Annotated in this window: 17 protein-coding genes, 2 rRNA genes and 1 pseudogene; 7 read left to right on the top strand and 13 right to left on the bottom strand. The window is 64.0% G+C overall.

The features are described 5' to 3' along the window. Positions 1-131: 131 nt before the first annotated feature. Together RTH46_RS05550 and RTH46_RS05545 are read left to right on the top strand one after the other, a co-directional pair. Positions 132-560: a DUF411 domain-containing protein gene (locus RTH46_RS05550; RefSeq protein WP_125464796.1), complete on the top strand. Its 429-nt coding sequence runs from the start codon at positions 132-134 to the stop codon at positions 558-560. Beyond that, positions 560-997 carry a YqaA family protein gene (locus tag RTH46_RS05545; protein WP_153786856.1) on the top strand — a complete coding sequence of 146 codons (438 nt, stop codon included), beginning with the start codon at positions 560-562 and terminating at the stop codon, positions 995-997. Before RTH46_RS05550 ends, RTH46_RS05545 begins: the two co-directional genes overlap by 1 nt. 23 nt (positions 998-1,020) lie before the next feature. Here the strand turns inward: RTH46_RS05545 and RTH46_RS05540 are convergent, their stop codons facing one another. The 6 genes from RTH46_RS05540 to RTH46_RS05515 form a co-directional block, all read right to left on the bottom strand. Then, complete coding sequence (locus tag RTH46_RS05540; protein ID WP_316905186.1) at positions 1,021-1,602, bottom strand: DinB family protein; 582 nt, start codon at positions 1,600-1,602, stop codon at positions 1,021-1,023. A gap of 11 nt (positions 1,603-1,613) precedes the next feature. Further along, complete coding sequence (gene zapE, locus RTH46_RS05535; protein WP_153786858.1) at positions 1,614-2,714, bottom strand: cell division protein ZapE; 1,101 nt, start codon at positions 2,712-2,714, stop codon at positions 1,614-1,616. Between the two features lie 150 nt (positions 2,715-2,864). Further along, positions 2,865-4,013, bottom strand: a complete 1,149-nt coding sequence (locus tag RTH46_RS05530; RefSeq protein ID WP_316905185.1) for a PQQ-dependent sugar dehydrogenase — start codon at positions 4,011-4,013, stop codon at positions 2,865-2,867. 21 nt (positions 4,014-4,034) lie between these two features. Next, a complete protein-coding gene (locus RTH46_RS05525) occupies positions 4,035-4,355 on the bottom strand; it encodes a hypothetical protein (RefSeq protein ID WP_110993953.1) in 321 nt (106 codons plus the stop codon). Between the two features lie 225 nt (positions 4,356-4,580). Further along, entirely contained in the window at positions 4,581-5,537 is a 957-nt protein-coding gene (gene speB / locus RTH46_RS05520; RefSeq protein WP_316905184.1) for an agmatinase, read from the bottom strand. A gap of 25 nt (positions 5,538-5,562) precedes the next feature. Further along, entirely contained in the window at positions 5,563-6,642 is a 1,080-nt protein-coding gene (locus RTH46_RS05515) for a polyamine ABC transporter substrate-binding protein (protein ID WP_316905183.1), read from the bottom strand. Between the two features lie 102 nt (positions 6,643-6,744). On the opposite strand from RTH46_RS05515, the gene RTH46_RS05510 reads away from it, so the two are divergent. Further along, on the top strand, positions 6,745-7,635 hold the full coding sequence (locus RTH46_RS05510) for a LysR family transcriptional regulator (protein WP_316905182.1): 891 nt from the start codon (positions 6,745-6,747) through the stop codon (positions 7,633-7,635). Positions 7,636-7,642: 7 nt separating this feature from the next. On the opposite strand, the gene RTH46_RS05505 is transcribed toward RTH46_RS05510, so the two are convergent. The 3 genes and pseudogenes from RTH46_RS05505 to RTH46_RS05495 form a co-directional block, all read right to left on the bottom strand. After that, entirely contained in the window at positions 7,643-10,060 is a 2,418-nt protein-coding gene (locus RTH46_RS05505; RefSeq protein WP_316905181.1) for a TonB-dependent receptor, read from the bottom strand. A 119-nt stretch (positions 10,061-10,179) separates the two neighbouring features. Next, entirely contained in the window at positions 10,180-11,061 is an 882-nt protein-coding gene (locus RTH46_RS05500; protein ID WP_153786864.1) for a FecR family protein, read from the bottom strand. 4 nt (positions 11,062-11,065) lie between these two features. Then, positions 11,066-11,572: pseudogene (locus RTH46_RS05495) on the bottom strand (RNA polymerase sigma factor); the annotation flags it as partial. 136 nt (positions 11,573-11,708) lie between these two features. Here RTH46_RS05495 and RTH46_RS05490 point away from each other — a divergent pair. Beyond that, entirely contained in the window at positions 11,709-12,179 is a 471-nt protein-coding gene (locus RTH46_RS05490; protein WP_153786865.1) for an LEA type 2 family protein, read from the top strand. Positions 12,180-12,207: 28 nt separating this feature from the next. Further along, positions 12,208-12,768, top strand: coding sequence for a GNAT family N-acetyltransferase (locus RTH46_RS05485; protein WP_153786866.1), 561 nt, complete (start codon positions 12,208-12,210; stop codon positions 12,766-12,768). 12 nt (positions 12,769-12,780) lie between these two features. Here RTH46_RS05485 and RTH46_RS05480 read toward each other — a convergent pair whose 3' ends face one another. Beyond that, positions 12,781-13,044, bottom strand: coding sequence for a hypothetical protein (locus tag RTH46_RS05480; RefSeq protein ID WP_153786867.1), 264 nt, complete (start codon positions 13,042-13,044; stop codon positions 12,781-12,783). A 128-nt stretch (positions 13,045-13,172) separates the two neighbouring features. Here RTH46_RS05480 and RTH46_RS05475 point away from each other — a divergent pair, with 128 nt between their 5' ends. Then, complete coding sequence (locus RTH46_RS05475; RefSeq protein WP_153786868.1) at positions 13,173-13,493, top strand: YqjD family protein; 321 nt, start codon at positions 13,173-13,175, stop codon at positions 13,491-13,493. A 7-nt stretch (positions 13,494-13,500) separates the two neighbouring features. Here the strand turns inward: RTH46_RS05475 and RTH46_RS05470 are convergent, their stop codons facing one another. Then, positions 13,501-14,118, bottom strand: a complete 618-nt coding sequence (locus RTH46_RS05470; protein ID WP_316905180.1) for a tRNA-(ms[2]io[6]A)-hydroxylase — start codon at positions 14,116-14,118, stop codon at positions 13,501-13,503. A 155-nt stretch (positions 14,119-14,273) separates the two neighbouring features. Here RTH46_RS05470 and RTH46_RS05465 point away from each other — a divergent pair, with 155 nt between their 5' ends. After that, positions 14,274-15,137 carry a universal stress protein gene (locus RTH46_RS05465; protein WP_316905179.1) on the top strand — a complete coding sequence of 288 codons (864 nt, stop codon included), beginning with the start codon at positions 14,274-14,276 and terminating at the stop codon, positions 15,135-15,137. 68 nt (positions 15,138-15,205) lie between these two features. Here RTH46_RS05465 and rrf read toward each other — a convergent pair. Together rrf and RTH46_RS05455 are read right to left on the bottom strand one after the other, a co-directional pair. Further along, positions 15,206-15,321 (bottom strand): 5S ribosomal RNA (gene rrf, locus RTH46_RS05460). 274 nt (positions 15,322-15,595) lie between these two features. Next, positions 15,596-15,679, bottom strand: a 23S ribosomal RNA gene (locus RTH46_RS05455); the annotation flags it as partial.

Genomic DNA, 15,679 nt, shown 5'->3' with positions numbered 1-15,679 from the left:
CGTGTGGGAGCGGGTTTACCCGCGAATGCGGCAATGGGTTCACTGACGCTTTCGCGGGTAAACCCGCTCCCACAGGGTCAGTAGTGCGCACTCACCAACAAGATGCATTTTTGTTTCACAGGAGTTTCACCATGCTGCGCAAGCACCTGCTTACCCTCGGCCTGCTGGCCGTCACCGGCCTCGCCCAGGCTGGCGAAACCATCGACGTGTACCGCGATCCCAACTGCGGCTGCTGCAAGGAATGGATCAAGCACCTGAGCGACAACGGTTTCACCGTCAATGACCACGTCGAACCGAACATGAGCGCGGTCAAGCAGCGCCTGGGTGTGGCGCCGCGCCTGGCGTCGTGCCACACCGGCGTGATCAACGGCAAGTTCGTCGAAGGCCATGTACCGGCCGAGCAGGTGCGCCTGCTGGCCAAGCGCGACGACCTCAAGGGCCTCGCCGTCCCCGGCATGCCCATGGGCTCGCCAGGCATGGAAATGGGTGACCACAAGGATGCCTACCAGGTCATCGGTGTCACCCGCGACGGCCAGGACACCGTGGTCGCCAACTACTGATGCTCAGCCTCTGGGCGCTGTTCTTCAGCGCCTTCGGCGCCGCCACGCTGCTGCCGCTGCAATCGGAAGCCGTGCTGGTCGGCCTGCTGCTGCGCCAGCCCGAGGCCTGGGCCACCCTGCTGCTGATCGCCACCCTGGGCAATGTGCTGGGCTCTGTCGTCAACTGGCTGCTGGGCCGGGCCATCGAGCGCTTGCGCGACAAGCGCTGGTTCCCGTTCAGCGCCAGCCAGCTCGAGCGCGCACAGCAGCGCTACCAGCGCTGGGGGCAGTGGTCGCTGCTGCTGAGCTGGATGCCGGTGATCGGCGACCCGCTCACGCTGATCGCCGGGATCATGCGTGAACCCTTCTGGCGCTTCCTGCTGCTGGTCACCCTGGCCAAGGGCGGGCGCTACATCGTGGTGGCGATGATTACCCTGGGCTGGTTTCACGGCGGGTAACGCCGTTCACTGACCGCTCTCGTTCATTTGGGCCAGACCAGCGCTTCGCTCCACCCCAACTCGGCGAAATCATCCGCCCGTAAACCGGCCTCTTCCTCGCAGAAGAATTCATCCAACTGCGGTGGCTTGACCGTGGTATCGCTGAGCATGGCGTGCACTTGCCCGCGGTGATGGATCTGGTGCTCGAACAGGTGCGCCAACAGGCGCAGACGCTGCTCACGCTGCACCCGCTCCGGGCGCACGATGCTCACATAACGCGCCAACTGGTCATCGCTCAACTGCCGGCAATAGCTGATCAGCCGCTGGTCGGCCTGGGCCTGTTGCGCCTGCAGGTCGCTGCAGGTGACGAAGGGCTGCTCGGGCTGGAAGAAGCGCTCGCCATCCGGGTCGGGCGCCTCGCCGCGCCGCTCGCACTCCAGCGCATCGAGGTAGAACCAGTCCACCGTCAGCAAGTGGTTGAGGGTGGCCTTGATCGAAGGGAAGAAACTGCACCGCGGGGCGACGAACTCGTCGTGGCTCAGTTGCAGGCAGGCCTTGTACAAACGGTGGTTGGCCCAGCCATTGTTATAGGCCTGGGTCAGCAAGTGCTGCGACAGTGGCTGCATGGTCGGCTCCTTCAGGCGAAGCGTTGCAGTTGCATCTCCCGTAGCCGGCTCAGGGTCCGTTGGTACGGGAACGCCAGATACCCTTGAGTGTAGAGCGCATCCAGGGGAACCTCAGCTTCCAGGTACAGTGCCACCCGCCGGTCATAGCATTCGTCGACCAGGGCGATGAAGCGGCGCACGCTGTCATCCTTGGGCGCCAGCGTCGGCAACACGCGATCACCGGCCACGACGCGCGCGGCGCCATCTTCGGTACCGCGGGCAATGCGCCCGGCTTGCTGGACGCCACCGAGGGCCGGGATGCCACTGACCAGGATCGCCGGGAAGCGGTCGCACAGGGCCATGAAATCCATCGCCGCCAGGGGCTGCTCGCACAGGTCGCTGAACTGGCACCAGAGCGCGTGCTGGCTATGGCGCAGCGTACGGATCTGCCGAGAGCCGACCTGCAACGGCTGATCGCTGCCAGGCACCTGCGGGCTCAACTGGCGAAACACCGCTTCGAGTGCGCTTGGCTGCCCGGGTTCGACAACCCAGTAACGCTGCCGCTGGGCGCCCGGATGCAAGCGGTGGTCCTGCTCGCCGGCTACCGCCAGTACCTGCATATGCCGTTCGATGGCGGCGATGGCCGGGAGGAAGCGCTCGCGGTTGAAGCCATCGCGGTAGAGCTGCGCAGGTGGCTGGTTGGAGGTGGCGACGATGACCACGCCGTGGTCGAACAGCACCTGGAACAGGCGGCCGAGAATGATCGCATCGCCAATATCGCTGACGAACAATTCGTCGAAGCACAGCACCCGGATTTCTTCGGCCAGGCCGCGGGCCAGGGCCCTGAGTGGGTCGGCGGTGCCATTGAGCTGGAACAGGCGCTGGTGGACCCAGGCCATGAAATGGTGGAAGTGCTGGCGCCGGGCCGGCACCTCGAGGCAACGGTGGAACAGGTCCATCAGCCAGGTCTTGCCACGCCCGACCGGGCCCCAGAGGTAGAGGCCCTGGGTGGGTTGGCGCTGGTGCAGCGCGTCGAAACAGCCCTGCAGGGCGGCAATGGCGGCGGCCTGGGCGGGGTCGGGGACGAAGCCGCGGTCGTGCAGGGCCTGTTGGTAGAGCGATTCGGGGGTCATGCCGGGCATGTTACGACAGTTTCGGCCCTATCGCGGGGCAAGCCCGCTCCCACGGTATGGACTGCCCCCAAGGATTGATGTCCAACTTCCTGAGGGCAGTCCAGTATCGCTTTCAGACGTGGGAGCGGGCTTGCCCCGCGATGGGTTGGATCAGCCTTGCTTCAAGCCCACCTTCAACAAGGCGCCATCCTTGTCATCGGTCAGCACATACAGGTAACCATCCGGCCCCACCCGCACATCGCGGATGCGCGCCTTCAGTTCACCCAGCAAGCGCTCTTCATGCACCACCTGGTCACCCTTGAGCTGCAAGCGGATCAGCTCCTGGGTGGCCAACGCGCCGATGAACAGGTTGTGGTCCCAGGCCTTGAACCTCGGGCTGTCGTAGAAGGCCATGCCGCTGATGCCGGGCGATTTCTCCCACACATGGTGCGGGTCGACCATGCCATCGACATGCTTGCCCTTGGCCTCGGGGATCGGCAACAACGAGTAGTTGATGCCGTGGGTGGCGAGCGGCCAGCCGTAGTTCTTGCCGGGCTCGGGGATGTTGATCTCGTCGCCGCCGCGCGGGCCATGCTCATGGGTCCACAGCTTGCCGGTCCAGGGGTTGAGCGCGGCGCCTTGCTGGTTGCGGTGGCCCAACGACCAGATTTCCGGGCGCACTTTGTCGCGGCCGACGAAGGGGTTGTCCTTGGGCACTTTGCCGTCGGGAAGGATGCGCACGATCTTGCCTTGCAGCTTGTCCAGGTCCTGCGCGGTGGGGCGCTGGTTGTTCTCGCCCAGGGCAATGAACAGATAGCCGTCGTGGTCGAACACCAGGCGCGAGCCAAAGTGGTTGCCCACGGACAGCTTGGGCTGCTGACGGAAGATCACCGTGAAGTTCTCCAGCCGTGCCCGGTCCGGCGACAGCTGGCCACGACCCACCGCCGTGCCGGCCTTGCCGTCGGCGCCCTCCTCGGCGAACGACAGGTAAACCGTATGGTCCTTGGCGAAGTCAGGCGACAGCACCACATCGAGCAGCCCGCCCTGCCCTTCGGCCCAGACCTTGGGCACTCCGGCCAGCGGCGGGCCGACCTTGCCTTCGGCGTTGACGATACGCAGGTTGCCGGGGCGCTCGGTCACCAGCATGTCCGTGCCACCCGGCAGAAAAGCCAGGGCCCAGGGGTTGCGCAGGCCGTCGGCGACGGTGCTGACGGTCAGCTGGCCCTGTTCACTGGAAAACTGTTGCTCCGAGGCGGCGTGCGCCAGCAGGGGAAACAGGCTGGCGGCGGCCAGGGTGGTCAACCAGGTGCGTGGCGTCATGCTCGTATCCTTCGAGGGGGCTCAGGGCACGCGTAGCGAATCGCGCGCTGGCCGGGTGGGTTCCAGGTTGGGCGCCCGCTGCTCGCGGCGCAGGTTGTCGCCGTTACCGATACCCCGGTTGTCGAGGGTCGGCGGGCGCGGGTTGGGCTGGGTGGACGGGCCGCGCACCGGGGGAGTGGCAGGCACGCTGCCCTGGCGGCTGTTGGGGTTGGCGCGCTGGATCGGGCTGTTGTAGGGGTTGTTGCTGTCGCTGGCGGCCAATTGCACGGGCGCAACGGGAGCGGCCTGCAGCGGCAGGCTCAGCAACAGGCCGATGGCCAGGGCTGGCAGTGTGGGATTCATGCTTCACCTCCGTACGAAAAGGCGCGCTCCAGGGTTGGATAGCCTAAGACGCGCAGGGTTCGACACAAAAGCGAGAATGCGGATTGAGATGATTCGTGATGTTTCAGTATGGATCTTCAAGTGCATCGCGGGGCAAGTCGCAGCGGCGCACCGCCGCTCCCACGGTATGGATCTTCCAGTCCATAACGTGGGAGCGGGCTTGCCCCGCGATCAGCTGTAATTGGTTCAGCCCACTTTGTGCCGCGCCGCATACAAGCACAGCATCTCCATTGCCAGCGTCGCCCCGGCCAGGGCGGTGATGTCGGCATGGTCATAGGCGGGCGCCACTTCCACCAGGTCCATCCCCACCAGGTTGATGCCGCGCAGGCCGCCGAGGATCTCCAGCGCCTGCACCGTGGTCAGGCCACCGCACACCGGGGTACCGGTACCGGGCGCATAGGCCGGGTCGAGGCAGTCGATGTCGAAGGTCAGGTACACAGGCATGTCCCCCACCCGCTGACGAATCGCCGCGATGATCGCCTCGGTGCCCTGGCGATGCACCTGGCGGGCATCGAGGATAGCGAAGCCCTGGCTGTCGTCGTTGGTGGTACGCAGGCCGATCTGCACCGAGCGCGCCGGGTCTACCAACCCTTCGCGGGCGGCGTGCCAGAACATGGTGCCGTGGTCGATGCGCTTGCCTTCCTCGTCGGGCCAGGTGTCGCTGTGGGCATCGAAGTGGATCAGCGCCAGCGGGCCATGGCGGCGGGCGTGGGCCTTGAGCAGCGGGTAGCTGATGAAGTGGTCGCCGCCCAGGGTGAGCATGGCGCAGCCGGCTTCGAGGATGCGTTCGGCATGGGCCTCGATGCTGTCGGGGACCGACGCCGGCGTGCCGCTGTCGAACGCACAGTCGCCGTAATCGATCACGGCCAGGTGGTCGAACGGGTCGAACGTCCACGGCCAGTGCCGGGCCCAGGCCTGCTGCACCGAGGCGGCGCGGATCGCCCGTGGGCCGAAGCGCGCCCCCGGGCGGTTGCTGGTGGCGGTGTCGAACGGCACGCCGCTGACCACCACGTCGACCCCGCGCAGATCGCGGCTGTAGCGGCGCCGGGAAAAACTGGTGATGCCGGCGTAGGTGCTCTCGGCGGCGGTGCCGTAGAGGCTGTCACGGGTGATGGCCTGGTCGTTGTCCTGGGCGAGATCCACGGTCTGTCTCCTGGTGTTGTCGTTGTTATTGGCGGCTGCGGAAAGCGGTCCACAGGCGATTGCGCTGGCGCAGGTCGGACAGCGCCATGCTGCGGTCGGCGAACAGGCGCTGGCGCACGTCGGCCGGGGGGTAGATGTCCGGGTCGGTGCGGATCGCTTCGTCCACCAGCGGCGTGGCGGCCTGGTTGGCGTTGGCGAAGAACAGCGTGTTGGTCAGGGCGGCGACTGAGTCGGGGCGCAGCATGAAGGCGATGAACGCCCTGGCGGCTTCGGGGTGTGGGGCATCCTTGGGGATCACCAGGTTGTCCTGCCACACCAGGGTGCCCTCGCGGGGGATGCGGTAGATCAACTCGAACGGTTTGCCGGCACGGCGGGCCTGGTCGGCGGCCATGGCGGCGTCGCCGTTGTAGGTCAGTGCCAGGCACACGCTGCCGTTGGCCAGGTCGTTGATCTGACGGCCGTTGGCCACGTAGCTGACCGAGGGCTGCAGTTGCTTCAACAGGGCCTGGGCGGCATCCAGGTCGGCCTTGTCCTGGCTGTAAGGGTCTTTGCCCAGGTAGTTGAGGGTGAGGCCAATCACCTCTTGCGGCGAGTCGGGCATGGCGATGCCGCAGTCTTTCAAGCGGCTGGCGTACTCGGGCTTGAACAGCAGGTCGAGGCTGTCCAGCGGCACATCGCCCAGGCGCTGGCGCACGGCTTCGACGTTGATGCCCAAGCCCAAGGTGCCCCAGGTGTAGGGCACGGCATGGCGGTTGCCCGGGTCGGCTTCGGCCAGCTTGGCCAGCAGGTCCTTGTCGAGATTGGCGTAGCCTGGCATCGACTGCGCATCCAGCGGTTGCAGTGCGCCGGCCTTGAGCGCCCGGGCCAGCACGGTGGCCGACGGCACCACCACATCGTAACCGCTGCGGCCGGTGAGCAGCTTGGTTTCCAGCACTTCGGTGGTGTCGAAGGTGTCGTAGCGGACTTTGTAACCGGTCTCCTGCTCGAAGCGTTGCAGGGTTTGCGGGGCGACGTAGTCGGCCCAGCTGTAGAGGTTGACGACCTTCTCTTCGGCCTGCAGTGGCAGGGCGATCAGCAGGGACAGCAAGCACAGCGTTCGATGCATGGCGGACACCTCGGCAAATGGGTGGATGCCGCCAGCATGCCTGCCGGGTTACATTGCAAAAATGGCAACTGTGTAAAGCTGACATTCACCTGGAGCAATGTAATGCTTGGACAACTCCATGACCTGGACCTGCACCTGCTGCGGCTGTTCGTGACTGTAGCCGAGGCTGGCGGCTTCAGTGCCGCACAGGGGGTGCTCGGGCTCAGCCAGCCGAGCATCAGCCAGCAGATGGCCAAGCTGGAGACGCGCCTGGGCTATCGCCTGTGCAGCCGCGGCAAAGGCGGGTTTCGCCTGACCGAGAAAGGCGAACTGCTGTTGCAGGCGAGCCGTGGCCTGCTGCTGCAGATCGAGGAGTTTCGCCAACAGGCCAACGGTGTGGCTGGACGCCTGCTGGGCCGTGTGCGCGTGGGCCTTGCCGAGAACCAGGACAGCAGCGTCACCCTGCGCATCGCCCAGGCCATCGCGCGTTTTCGCCAGCGTGACGAGGCCGTGCAGCTGGAACTGATCAGCGCCCCGCCGGCAGAGCTCGAACGGCTGTTGCTGGAGCAGCGGCTGGATTGTGCGATCAGCTATTTTTCGGGCAACCAGGCGGCGTTCGACTATCAACCGCTGTTCGAGGAACGCCAGCGTTTGTACTGTGGCGCGGGACACGTGCTGTTCGAAGCGGCCGATATCAGCCGGGAGCAACTGCTGGAGGTTGACCAGGTGCGCCACCCCTATCGCTTTCTCAAGCAGGGTGAGCCGTTCCAGAGCCGCCAAAGCATGGCGGTGGCGGAGCAGATCGACAGCGCGCTGACGCTGGTGCTGTCGGGACGGCATATCGGTTACCTGCCCTGCCATTGCGCCGCGCCGTGGGAGGCGCAAGGGCTGTTGCGGGCACTGGATACCGGGCTGGATTTCATCGTGCCGTTTACCTTGGCGCGACATCGCGGGCAGGTGCCGGGGGAAGCGCAACGGGCTTTTGTCGAGGACCTGCTCGCGGAGTTCGGCTAAGGGGTAATCAGTAGGCCAGGTTCCAGGTCAGGGTGTAGGTCCGCCCTCGCCCTTGGTAGTCATACAGGTACGCCGGCCCGTAAGTCGGCGAGTAGAACAGCGTCGCTCGCTGGCCCCACACCGTGCTGTACTGCTTGTCGAACAGGTTCTGGATGCCGGCGCTGAACGTGCCGAACCCGGTGGCCTGGCTGCCCAGCAGGTCGAAGGTGGTGTAGCCGTCGATCTGGTGGTGGGCATCATCCTTGAGGGTGATGGCATGGTTGGCCTGCAACCGGGCACTGCGCCCGTCCCCCTTCCAGCCGACGAACGCGGTGGCTTTGGACAGCGAGGCATAGCGGGCATCGCGCTTGATCCAGTCGCCGTCGGCGCTCTCCTCCTCCGAACGCACCAGGTGCAAGGTGCCGCCGGTTTCCCAACCGTTCTGGAAGTAACGGGTCAGGGCGCTTTCAAAGCCATAATCACGGCGTTTCTGGTCATCGACATTGATGGTGAGGGTCTTGCTGTCGACATTGATGATCTTGTCCGACCAGGTGTAATACAGCGCCGCCTGGGCATTCCAGTCGAGGTCGGCATAGCGCCAGCCCATCTCCACCTGGCGGCTCTTGATCCCGGCCAGCGGGTTGTCGGCCACCGACAGGCCCGGCTTGCCGTAGTACTTGGCCGGGTCGGGCAGCTCGAAGCCTTCGCCGTAGTTGGTCCACAACTGGTGGCCGTTCTTGAAGTCGTAGATGGCGCCGAGGTTGTACAGGCTGACCTGATAGTCGTTGCTGCCACCGGGCACGTTCTTGAAGTCGCTGACATCCACGTCCATCTGCTGGCGCCGGGCACCACCGGAAAGGGTCAGGTTATCAGTGAGGTGCCAGTCCAGCTGGGTGAACAACGACACCCCATCGACCCGATAGCTGGGGTAGCGCGCCGCTTTGCTCGCCTCGTCCAGCTCCAGGCCGCCGCTGGCGGATGAGGCGCGAGCATCGAAGGTGGTCTGTTCGGCGTTGAAGCGCTCGCGGTCGAGGTCGACACCATAGGTTAGCTTGAGGGTGTCCCACTGCTTGGCGAACAGCGCCTTGAGGCTGGTGACTTCGAAGTTCTGCTGCGAGCCGGCAAAGTACACACCCCGCGAGCCGGTGGGCTTGCCGGTGTTGTAGTAGGGGAAAGGGTAGAAGTTGTCGTCTTCCTTGCGGTACGAGGCCTGCAGGTAGAAGTCCTGGCCCAGCACGTCGCTGTGGTGGTAGTTGGCGTTGAGCAGCAGGCGCCGGGTGCGCGGCGCAAGGTCCGAGGAATAGCCGCCGCGCAGCTCGGCATCTTCCAGATCGGAGGGCGCGTTGTAGTTCAAGTTGGGGAAGTAGATGCCGGTGCTGCCGTGATTGCCGGAATCGTAGTACTGGGCCAGCAGGTCCAGGCTCTGCTCATCGCTGAGGGCCAGGCCGAGGGTGCCGAGGATGTCCAGGCTGCGGTTGTACTGCAGGTCGGTCTGGGTGTTGTCGATGAAGATCTGCTCACCGGCGCCGTCATAGAAGGCTTCGTTCTGCTCGCCCGAGACACCCAGCCGGGCATTGATCCGCTCGTTGCCACCGCTGATCGACTGGGCGATGCGGGTGGACAGGTCGTCGCTGTTATTGAAACCGCTGCTGGCCCCCAACTGCGTTTCGAAGCGCAGCGGCCCCGGCTCGCCCTTCTTGGTGACGATATTGATGATGCCGCCGGTGGCACCGCCACCGTAAATGGCACTGGCACCGGACAACACTTCGACGCGCTCGACGTTGAACGGCGAGATGCTGTCGAACTGGCGCGACAGCCCCCGGGAGCTGTTCTGGCTGACGCCGTCGATCATCACCAGCACATCGCGGCCACGCATGTTCTGGCCGTAGTTGGTGCGGCCTTCCGGCGCCAGGTCGAGGCCTGGAACCAGCTTGCCGATCGCTTCCTTGAGGCTGACGCCGCTGTCGATCTGCTCGCGCAGCTGCTGCTGGTCGACGACCCAGACGGTGCCGGGAATCTCGCTGATGGCGGTGCTGGTGCGCGAGGCCACGCTGACTTCGATGGGTTTGAGGCTGACGCTCTGCGGCGCGGCCTTGCGCAGGGTGATGGTGCGCGCGTCGTTGAACCGATAACTGACGCCGCTGCCGGCGAGCAGTTGCTGCAGGGCCTGCTCGATGCCAAAGGTACCTTGCAGCGCCGGGCTCTGCAGGCCGGCCACATCGTCGGTGGTGTACAGCAGGTGCAGGCCGGCCTGGTCGGCAAATGCGGTCAGCGCCTGATCCAATGGCTGGGCGGGCAGGTCGAGCTGTACCTGGCGGGCCTGAACGTCGCTGGCCAGGGTGGCGCTGGCGGCCTCGACCAACAGTGGCCCTGCCAGTGCGGCCAGGGCGGTGCAGGACAGCAAGGCGTGTTTGAAACGGTACGGGAGCGTGGGCGTAGCCTTCACGAATGAGCTTCCAGACAGTCGTAATTGGGTAGGGTTGGCTGATCAGTGCCACTACGACGATCTGGCTTCGATGAACTTGCAGTGCGAAATGAAAAATATTTTTGTTTCGCTGCCGGGGCTCAGTAGACCACGGCCAGGAACGGCAGGTAGGTGACCTTCAGGCCATACCGTTGCTCTAGTGTGCGCAACAGCGCATGGGGGTCGTCGAGGTCGAACACGCCACTGACCTGGAGGGCGGCAAGCTGCTGGTCGGGGATGAAGATGCGCCCATGCTGGTAGCGCTCAAGTTCCGCCAGTACCTGGCCGAGGGGTTTGCCATTGAAGATCAGCTTGCCGCGCTGCCAGGCGGTCTGGGCGCCGGCATCCGGTGTCGGTTGCAGCACCTGGCCGCCAACTCGGGCCTCGCCCTGGGCCAGGACCACGCGGTTGCCCTCAGCTTGGCGGCGCACGCTGAACACTGCCGTACCACCGCTGACCGGCTCGCCACCGGCCTCCACCACGAACGGACGGGGATCATCGACCGTCTCGAACAGGGCTTCACCGGCCTGCAGCACCACCTTGCGCTGGTCGGCACTGTACGCCACCGACACCGCACTGCCACTGTTGAGGGTGACCCGCGAGCCATCGGCCAGGGTCAGGCTCTGCCGCTGGCCAACACTGGTGTGGTAGTCCGCCTGCCACACCGGCAGTTGCTGCCAGGCGCCGTATCCGGCCATCAGCATCGCCAGCGAGGCGGCGATGGCGGACACCTTGCGCCATCTGCGCGGTGCAAGTGGCTGGTGGAGCGCTTGTGCTGTGGGGGTATGACCGAGGTCCTGCCACAATGCCTCGGCTTCGCCAGCGGCCTCGGCATGGGCCGCGCTCAGCTGGCGCCAGCGCTGGTAGCGCGCCCGGTCGGCCGCCGTGGCCGTGCCCGAATGCAGCAGGACCTGCCAGTCGAGGGCATCGTCGCTGAGGTTGCTGAGCGGGTGAGGTGCAGGCATGGCGGCGGTGTCATTCATGGTTGTGCTTGAGCCAGTCGCGGCAATGGCGCAGGGCCTGGCCGATGTATTTTGCCACCATGCTCTCGGAAACGCCCAGCCGTTGTGCGATCTGCGCCTGGGTCAGGCCCTCGATGCGATTGAGCAGCAGCGCCTGGCGCGCATTGTCGGAAAGTTGCAACAACGCTTCATCAAGAATCTGCAAGCGCTCGCGGGCGAGCAACGCGGCTTCCGGCGCGGGCGCAGGGCATGCGACCTCCCCTGCCCCATCACTGTCATCGTGGCTGGCTGCCAGGCGCTGTTCACGCCGCTGGGCGTCAATCGCCAGGTTGCCGGCAACGCGAAAGATGAAGCTGCGGGCATGCAGCACCTGAACGGCCTGTTCGTCGATCTTGACCAGCTTCAGGTAGGTTTCCTGAGCCACGTCGGCGGCGCGCTGGCGGTCTCGCATGCGCCGGGTCAGGAACTGCAGCAGGTCGTCGTAATGCTCCTGGAAACTTGCCAGCAGCCCGGACACGGGAGACGTCAGCATCGGTAGGTGAAAGGCCGTCGGGAAAGATTATCGGGCGTTAATGAGAAACAGTATCTTTCATAACGCGCCGTACTTTCAACGCCGCCGTGCATTTGCCACACTGCAGGCTCGCCCGTAAGCCGAGGCCCTGAACGCCATGCTTGTCCGCTGCTGCCTGATCCTGCTGTTGGCCCTGGGCCTCAATGCCTGCGCGCTGTTGCAGAACCGCGATCCGCTGAACATCAGTGTGATCGGCATAGACCCGCTGCCCGGCCAGGACCTGGAGATACGCATGGCGGTGAAGATCCGCGTGCAGAACCCCAACGAAACGCCGGTCGACTTCAATGGCATCGCGCTCAATCTCGAGGTCAACGATCAGCCCCTGGCGGCTGGCGTGAGTGACCAGCGTGGGCACATCGGCCGTTACGACGAAACCGTGATCGTGGTGCCGGTGAGCGTCACCGCCTTCGCCTTTCTGCGCCAGGCCTACGGCCTGAGCCGGGTGGATTCGCTGCAAGGGCTGCCTTATGTGCTGCGCGGCAAACTGGCCGGCGGCTTGCTGGGTACCGTGCGTTTCACCGACAAAGGCAAACTGGACTTGCCTGCTGCCACAGCGGCCGGCTGGTAAACACGTTGTATTGGTAAAGGACCTACCAATGTCTTCTACACCTGAATTGAAAACCGCCCGGCTGCTGCTGTGCCCCTTGCAGTTGAGCGACGCCGAAGCCATCCAGCAACTGTTCCCCCACTGGGAAGTGGTGCGCTACCTGAATGCCCTGGTGCCGTGGCCCTACCCGGAGGATGGTGCCTTGCACTATCTGCGCGATGTCTGCCTGCCGGCGATCGCTGCGGGGCGTGAGTGGCACTGGTCGATCCGCCTGCTCGAACGCCCGCAGCAGCTGATCGGCAGCATCAGCCTGATGGACTTGCCCGACAACAACCGCGGCTTCTGGCTGGCGCCTGCCCAACAGGGCCGGGGCTATATGACAGAGGCCTGCGCGGTGGTCGATGCGTTCTGGTTCAACACCTTGCAGCGCGAGGTCATGCGCGTGCCCAAGGCGGCGCCCAACGAAGCGTCCAGGCGTGTTTCCCAGCGCGGCGGCATGCGCCTGCTGCGCACTGGCCAAGGCAACTTCGTGAGCGGTTGCCTGGCACAGGAAGTGTGGGAGATCACTCGGCAGGAGTGGCTCGACCTGGCTGGTGCAGGGGCCGGTTGAAAGTGCCCTGGCTCAGCGGCCGGCGTTGGCGGCGGCCATCAGCTTGTTGACCTCGACGCGCACCAGTTGGGTGAATTCGGGCGGCGACATGCCGTCCAGTTCGGCACGCACCCACTCCGCCCATTTGCCCTTGCGTCGCGGTTTTTCTGCAATCAGACGCCCTGCTTCACCCTTGGCCTTGGCCAGGTTGCCTTGCCAGTATTGGAACAGCCGCGCTTTCTCTGCCTCGATCTGCGCCCGTTCCGCGAAGCTCATGTTGGCCAGATTGAAACTCATGGGTAATACCTGCCACTGGAAAATGGGCGCTATCTTACACCGTAGCGGCCGGGCGCCGGTAAGCCGCTGCAACTTTCCCGACGCCACGGCATCCACTGTTCAACCCCACTCTGCACGAGGACGTGTACATGGCCAGGCATACCGCCGCGCAAAACAATGGTGAACAGATCAAGGACCAGGTGTTCAGCGAACTCCAGGCGTTGATCGAGGAATCCGAGAAATTGCTCAGTGACAGCGCCTCGCTGGTCGGCGAAGACGCCGACGGCCTGCGCGCCCAGCTGGGGCTCAAGCTGCGCCAGGCCCGTGACGCCACCAGCCGCCTGGGCCAGAAAGCGCAACCGGTGGTCGATGCCACCGAGCAATACCTCGGCGGTCATCCGTGGCAGACGGTGGCGATATCTGCAGGTTTCGGGTTGGTGGTGGGCCTGCTGCTGGGCCGCCGCCAATAGCGGCCGATCAGGCCGCGCGGGCCATGGGGATGCCGCTGTGGAAGCGCATCTCCTGGTCGGGCGAGCTGATCAGTTCGGCTTCCGCCTCACGTACTTGTTCGACGACTCGGGCGATCTCGGCTTCATCGCCGTATACATGGGCCAGCTTGAGGTATCCCTGATAGTGCCGGGCTTCGCTCTTGAGCAGGCCGTGATAGAAGGTACCAAGTTCTTCGTCCAGGTGCGGTACGAGGGCAGCAAAACGCTCGCAGCTGCGCGCCTCGATAAAAGCCCCTACCACCAGCGTGTCCACCAGCTTCACCGGCTCGTGGGCACGCACCAGGCGACGCAGGCCCGAGGCGTAACGCCCGGCCGACACCGGCCGCAACGGTACACCGCGTCGCTTCATCAGCCGTAGCACCTGCTCGTGGTGCACCAGCTCTTCACGGGCCAGGCGCGACATCATGTTGATCAGGTCGAGGTGGGTGTTGTATTTGGCGATCAGGCTCAACGCAGTGCTGGCCGCCTTGAATTCACAGTTCTTGTGATCGATCAGCAGGGTTTCCTGGTCGGCCAGCGCCGCCTCGATCCAGGCGTCTGGGGTACGGCAGCCGAGGAAGGCTTCGATTTCAGGAATCTGGGACATAACACTCACAATCACGAAAGATATCTGCAGGACCGGCGATTATACCGGCGGCAGCGTCGAGTGCCAGTGGCTATTCTTGACGCATATCAAGCGGCGGCAGGAGGTGCGCCGACTATAGTCAGGCATTGGTCGCCATTCAGAAGGGAGTTCACGCCATGCAAGCCGTTCGCAGCATCCTTGTCGTTCTCGACCCCGAGCACGCCCACAGCCGCGCCCTGACCCGGGCCAAGCTGATCGCCGGCGTGACAGGCGCTCGCCTGCACCTGCTGATGTGCGACAAGAAGCATGACCACAGTGCGCTACTGAGCCTGCTCAGCAGCCAGTTGCATGATGACGGGTATGACAATGTCACCCACGAGCAGGCCTGGCACGACACCCTGCATGAATCCATCATCAGTGTGCAACAAGCCGAAGGTTGCGAGCTGGTAATCAAGGAACATCGGCCGGATAACCCGCTACGCAAGGCACTGCTCACGCCCAACGACTGGAAACTGCTGCGTCAGTGCCCTTGTGCGGTACTGATGGTCAAGAGTGAGCGACCCTGGACGGGCGGGGTGATCCTGGCAGCGGTGGATGTGGGCAACCAGGATGAAGACCACCGCAGGCTGCATACGAGCATCATCGACCATGGCTATGCCATTGCCAGCCTGGCCAAAGGCGAGCTTCATGTGATCAGCGCACACCCCTCGCCCATGCTGTCGGCGTCCGACCCGGTTTACCAGCTTACTGAAACCATCGAGCAGCGCTATCGCGATGCCTGCAAGGCCTTCCAGGCAGAGTTTGACATCAGCGAGGAGCGTCTGCACGTAGCGGAGGGGCCGGCTGATGTACTGATTCCCTTTACCGAGAAGAAGTACAACGCAGTGGTGACCATCATCGGTACCGTGGCGCGAACAGGCATTTCGGGGGCCTTGATCGGCAATACCGCTGAAGTGGTGCTCGACGCCCTGGAAGGTGATGTACTGGTGCTCAAGAGCGAGGAAGTGACAGCGCACCTTGCCGAATTGGCTCGAGGCTGAAGCGCTATAGAACCCTGAAAAGACAAAACCCCTACCTGCATGCGCAGATAGGGGTTTTGCGAAATGAATCTTGACGATGACCTACTCTCACATGGGGAAACCCCACACTACCATCGGCGATGCATCGTTTCACTACTGAGTTCGGGATGGGATCAGGTGGTTCCAATGCTCTATGGTCGTCAAGAAATTCGGTTGCCCAGAATGTCTTGTGAACACTCTTGGCTAATTCGGATATGTGATTTGTGATGTTGCGAACTTTCGGGTCTTTCGTCTTCACCACCACAATCTGCGTAGCAGATTGCTTGGGTGTTATATGGTCAAGCCTCACGGGCAATTAGTATTGGTTAGCTCAACGCCTCACAGCGCTTACACACCCAACCTATCAATGTGATGTTGCGAACTTTCGGGTCTTTCGTCTTCACCACCACAATCTGCGTAGCAGATTGCTTGGGTGTTATATGGTCAAGCCTCACGGGCAATTAGTATTGGTTAGCTCAACGCCTCACAGCGCTTACACACCCAACCTATCAACGTCGTAGTCT

Origin of the sequence: Pseudomonas sp. zfem004 (assembly GCF_032621715.1) — a bacterium.
Taxonomy (GTDB): domain Bacteria; phylum Pseudomonadota; class Gammaproteobacteria; order Pseudomonadales; family Pseudomonadaceae; genus Aquipseudomonas; species Aquipseudomonas sichuanensis.
The sequence above is the reverse complement of the archived record's forward strand: the minus strand, read 5'-3'. Positions and strand labels throughout refer to the sequence as shown.

Coding starts and splice junctions, on each gene's coding strand:
- RTH46_RS05550 (WP_125464796.1), top strand. CDS start 132: ATGCTGCGCAAGCACCTGCTTACCCTCGGCCTGCTGGCCGTCACCGGC.
- RTH46_RS05545 (WP_153786856.1), top strand. CDS start 560: ATGCTCAGCCTCTGGGCGCTGTTCTTCAGCGCCTTCGGCGCCGCCACG.
- RTH46_RS05540 (WP_316905186.1), bottom strand. CDS start 1,602: ATGCAGCCACTGTCGCAGCACTTGCTGACCCAGGCCTATAACAATGGC.
- zapE (WP_153786858.1), bottom strand. CDS start 2,714: ATGACCCCCGAATCGCTCTACCAACAGGCCCTGCACGACCGCGGCTTC.
- RTH46_RS05530 (WP_316905185.1), bottom strand. CDS start 4,013: ATGACGCCACGCACCTGGTTGACCACCCTGGCCGCCGCCAGCCTGTTT.
- RTH46_RS05525 (WP_110993953.1), bottom strand. CDS start 4,355: ATGAATCCCACACTGCCAGCCCTGGCCATCGGCCTGTTGCTGAGCCTG.
- RTH46_RS05515 (WP_316905183.1), bottom strand. CDS start 6,642: ATGCATCGAACGCTGTGCTTGCTGTCCCTGCTGATCGCCCTGCCACTG.
- RTH46_RS05510 (WP_316905182.1), top strand. CDS start 6,745: ATGCTTGGACAACTCCATGACCTGGACCTGCACCTGCTGCGGCTGTTC.
- RTH46_RS05500 (WP_153786864.1), bottom strand. CDS start 11,061: ATGAATGACACCGCCGCCATGCCTGCACCTCACCCGCTCAGCAACCTC.
- RTH46_RS05490 (WP_153786865.1), top strand. CDS start 11,709: ATGCTTGTCCGCTGCTGCCTGATCCTGCTGTTGGCCCTGGGCCTCAAT.
- RTH46_RS05485 (WP_153786866.1), top strand. CDS start 12,208: ATGTCTTCTACACCTGAATTGAAAACCGCCCGGCTGCTGCTGTGCCCC.
- RTH46_RS05480 (WP_153786867.1), bottom strand. CDS start 13,044: ATGAGTTTCAATCTGGCCAACATGAGCTTCGCGGAACGGGCGCAGATC.
- RTH46_RS05475 (WP_153786868.1), top strand. CDS start 13,173: ATGGCCAGGCATACCGCCGCGCAAAACAATGGTGAACAGATCAAGGAC.
- RTH46_RS05470 (WP_316905180.1), bottom strand. CDS start 14,118: ATGTCCCAGATTCCTGAAATCGAAGCCTTCCTCGGCTGCCGTACCCCA.
- RTH46_RS05465 (WP_316905179.1), top strand. CDS start 14,274: ATGCAAGCCGTTCGCAGCATCCTTGTCGTTCTCGACCCCGAGCACGCC.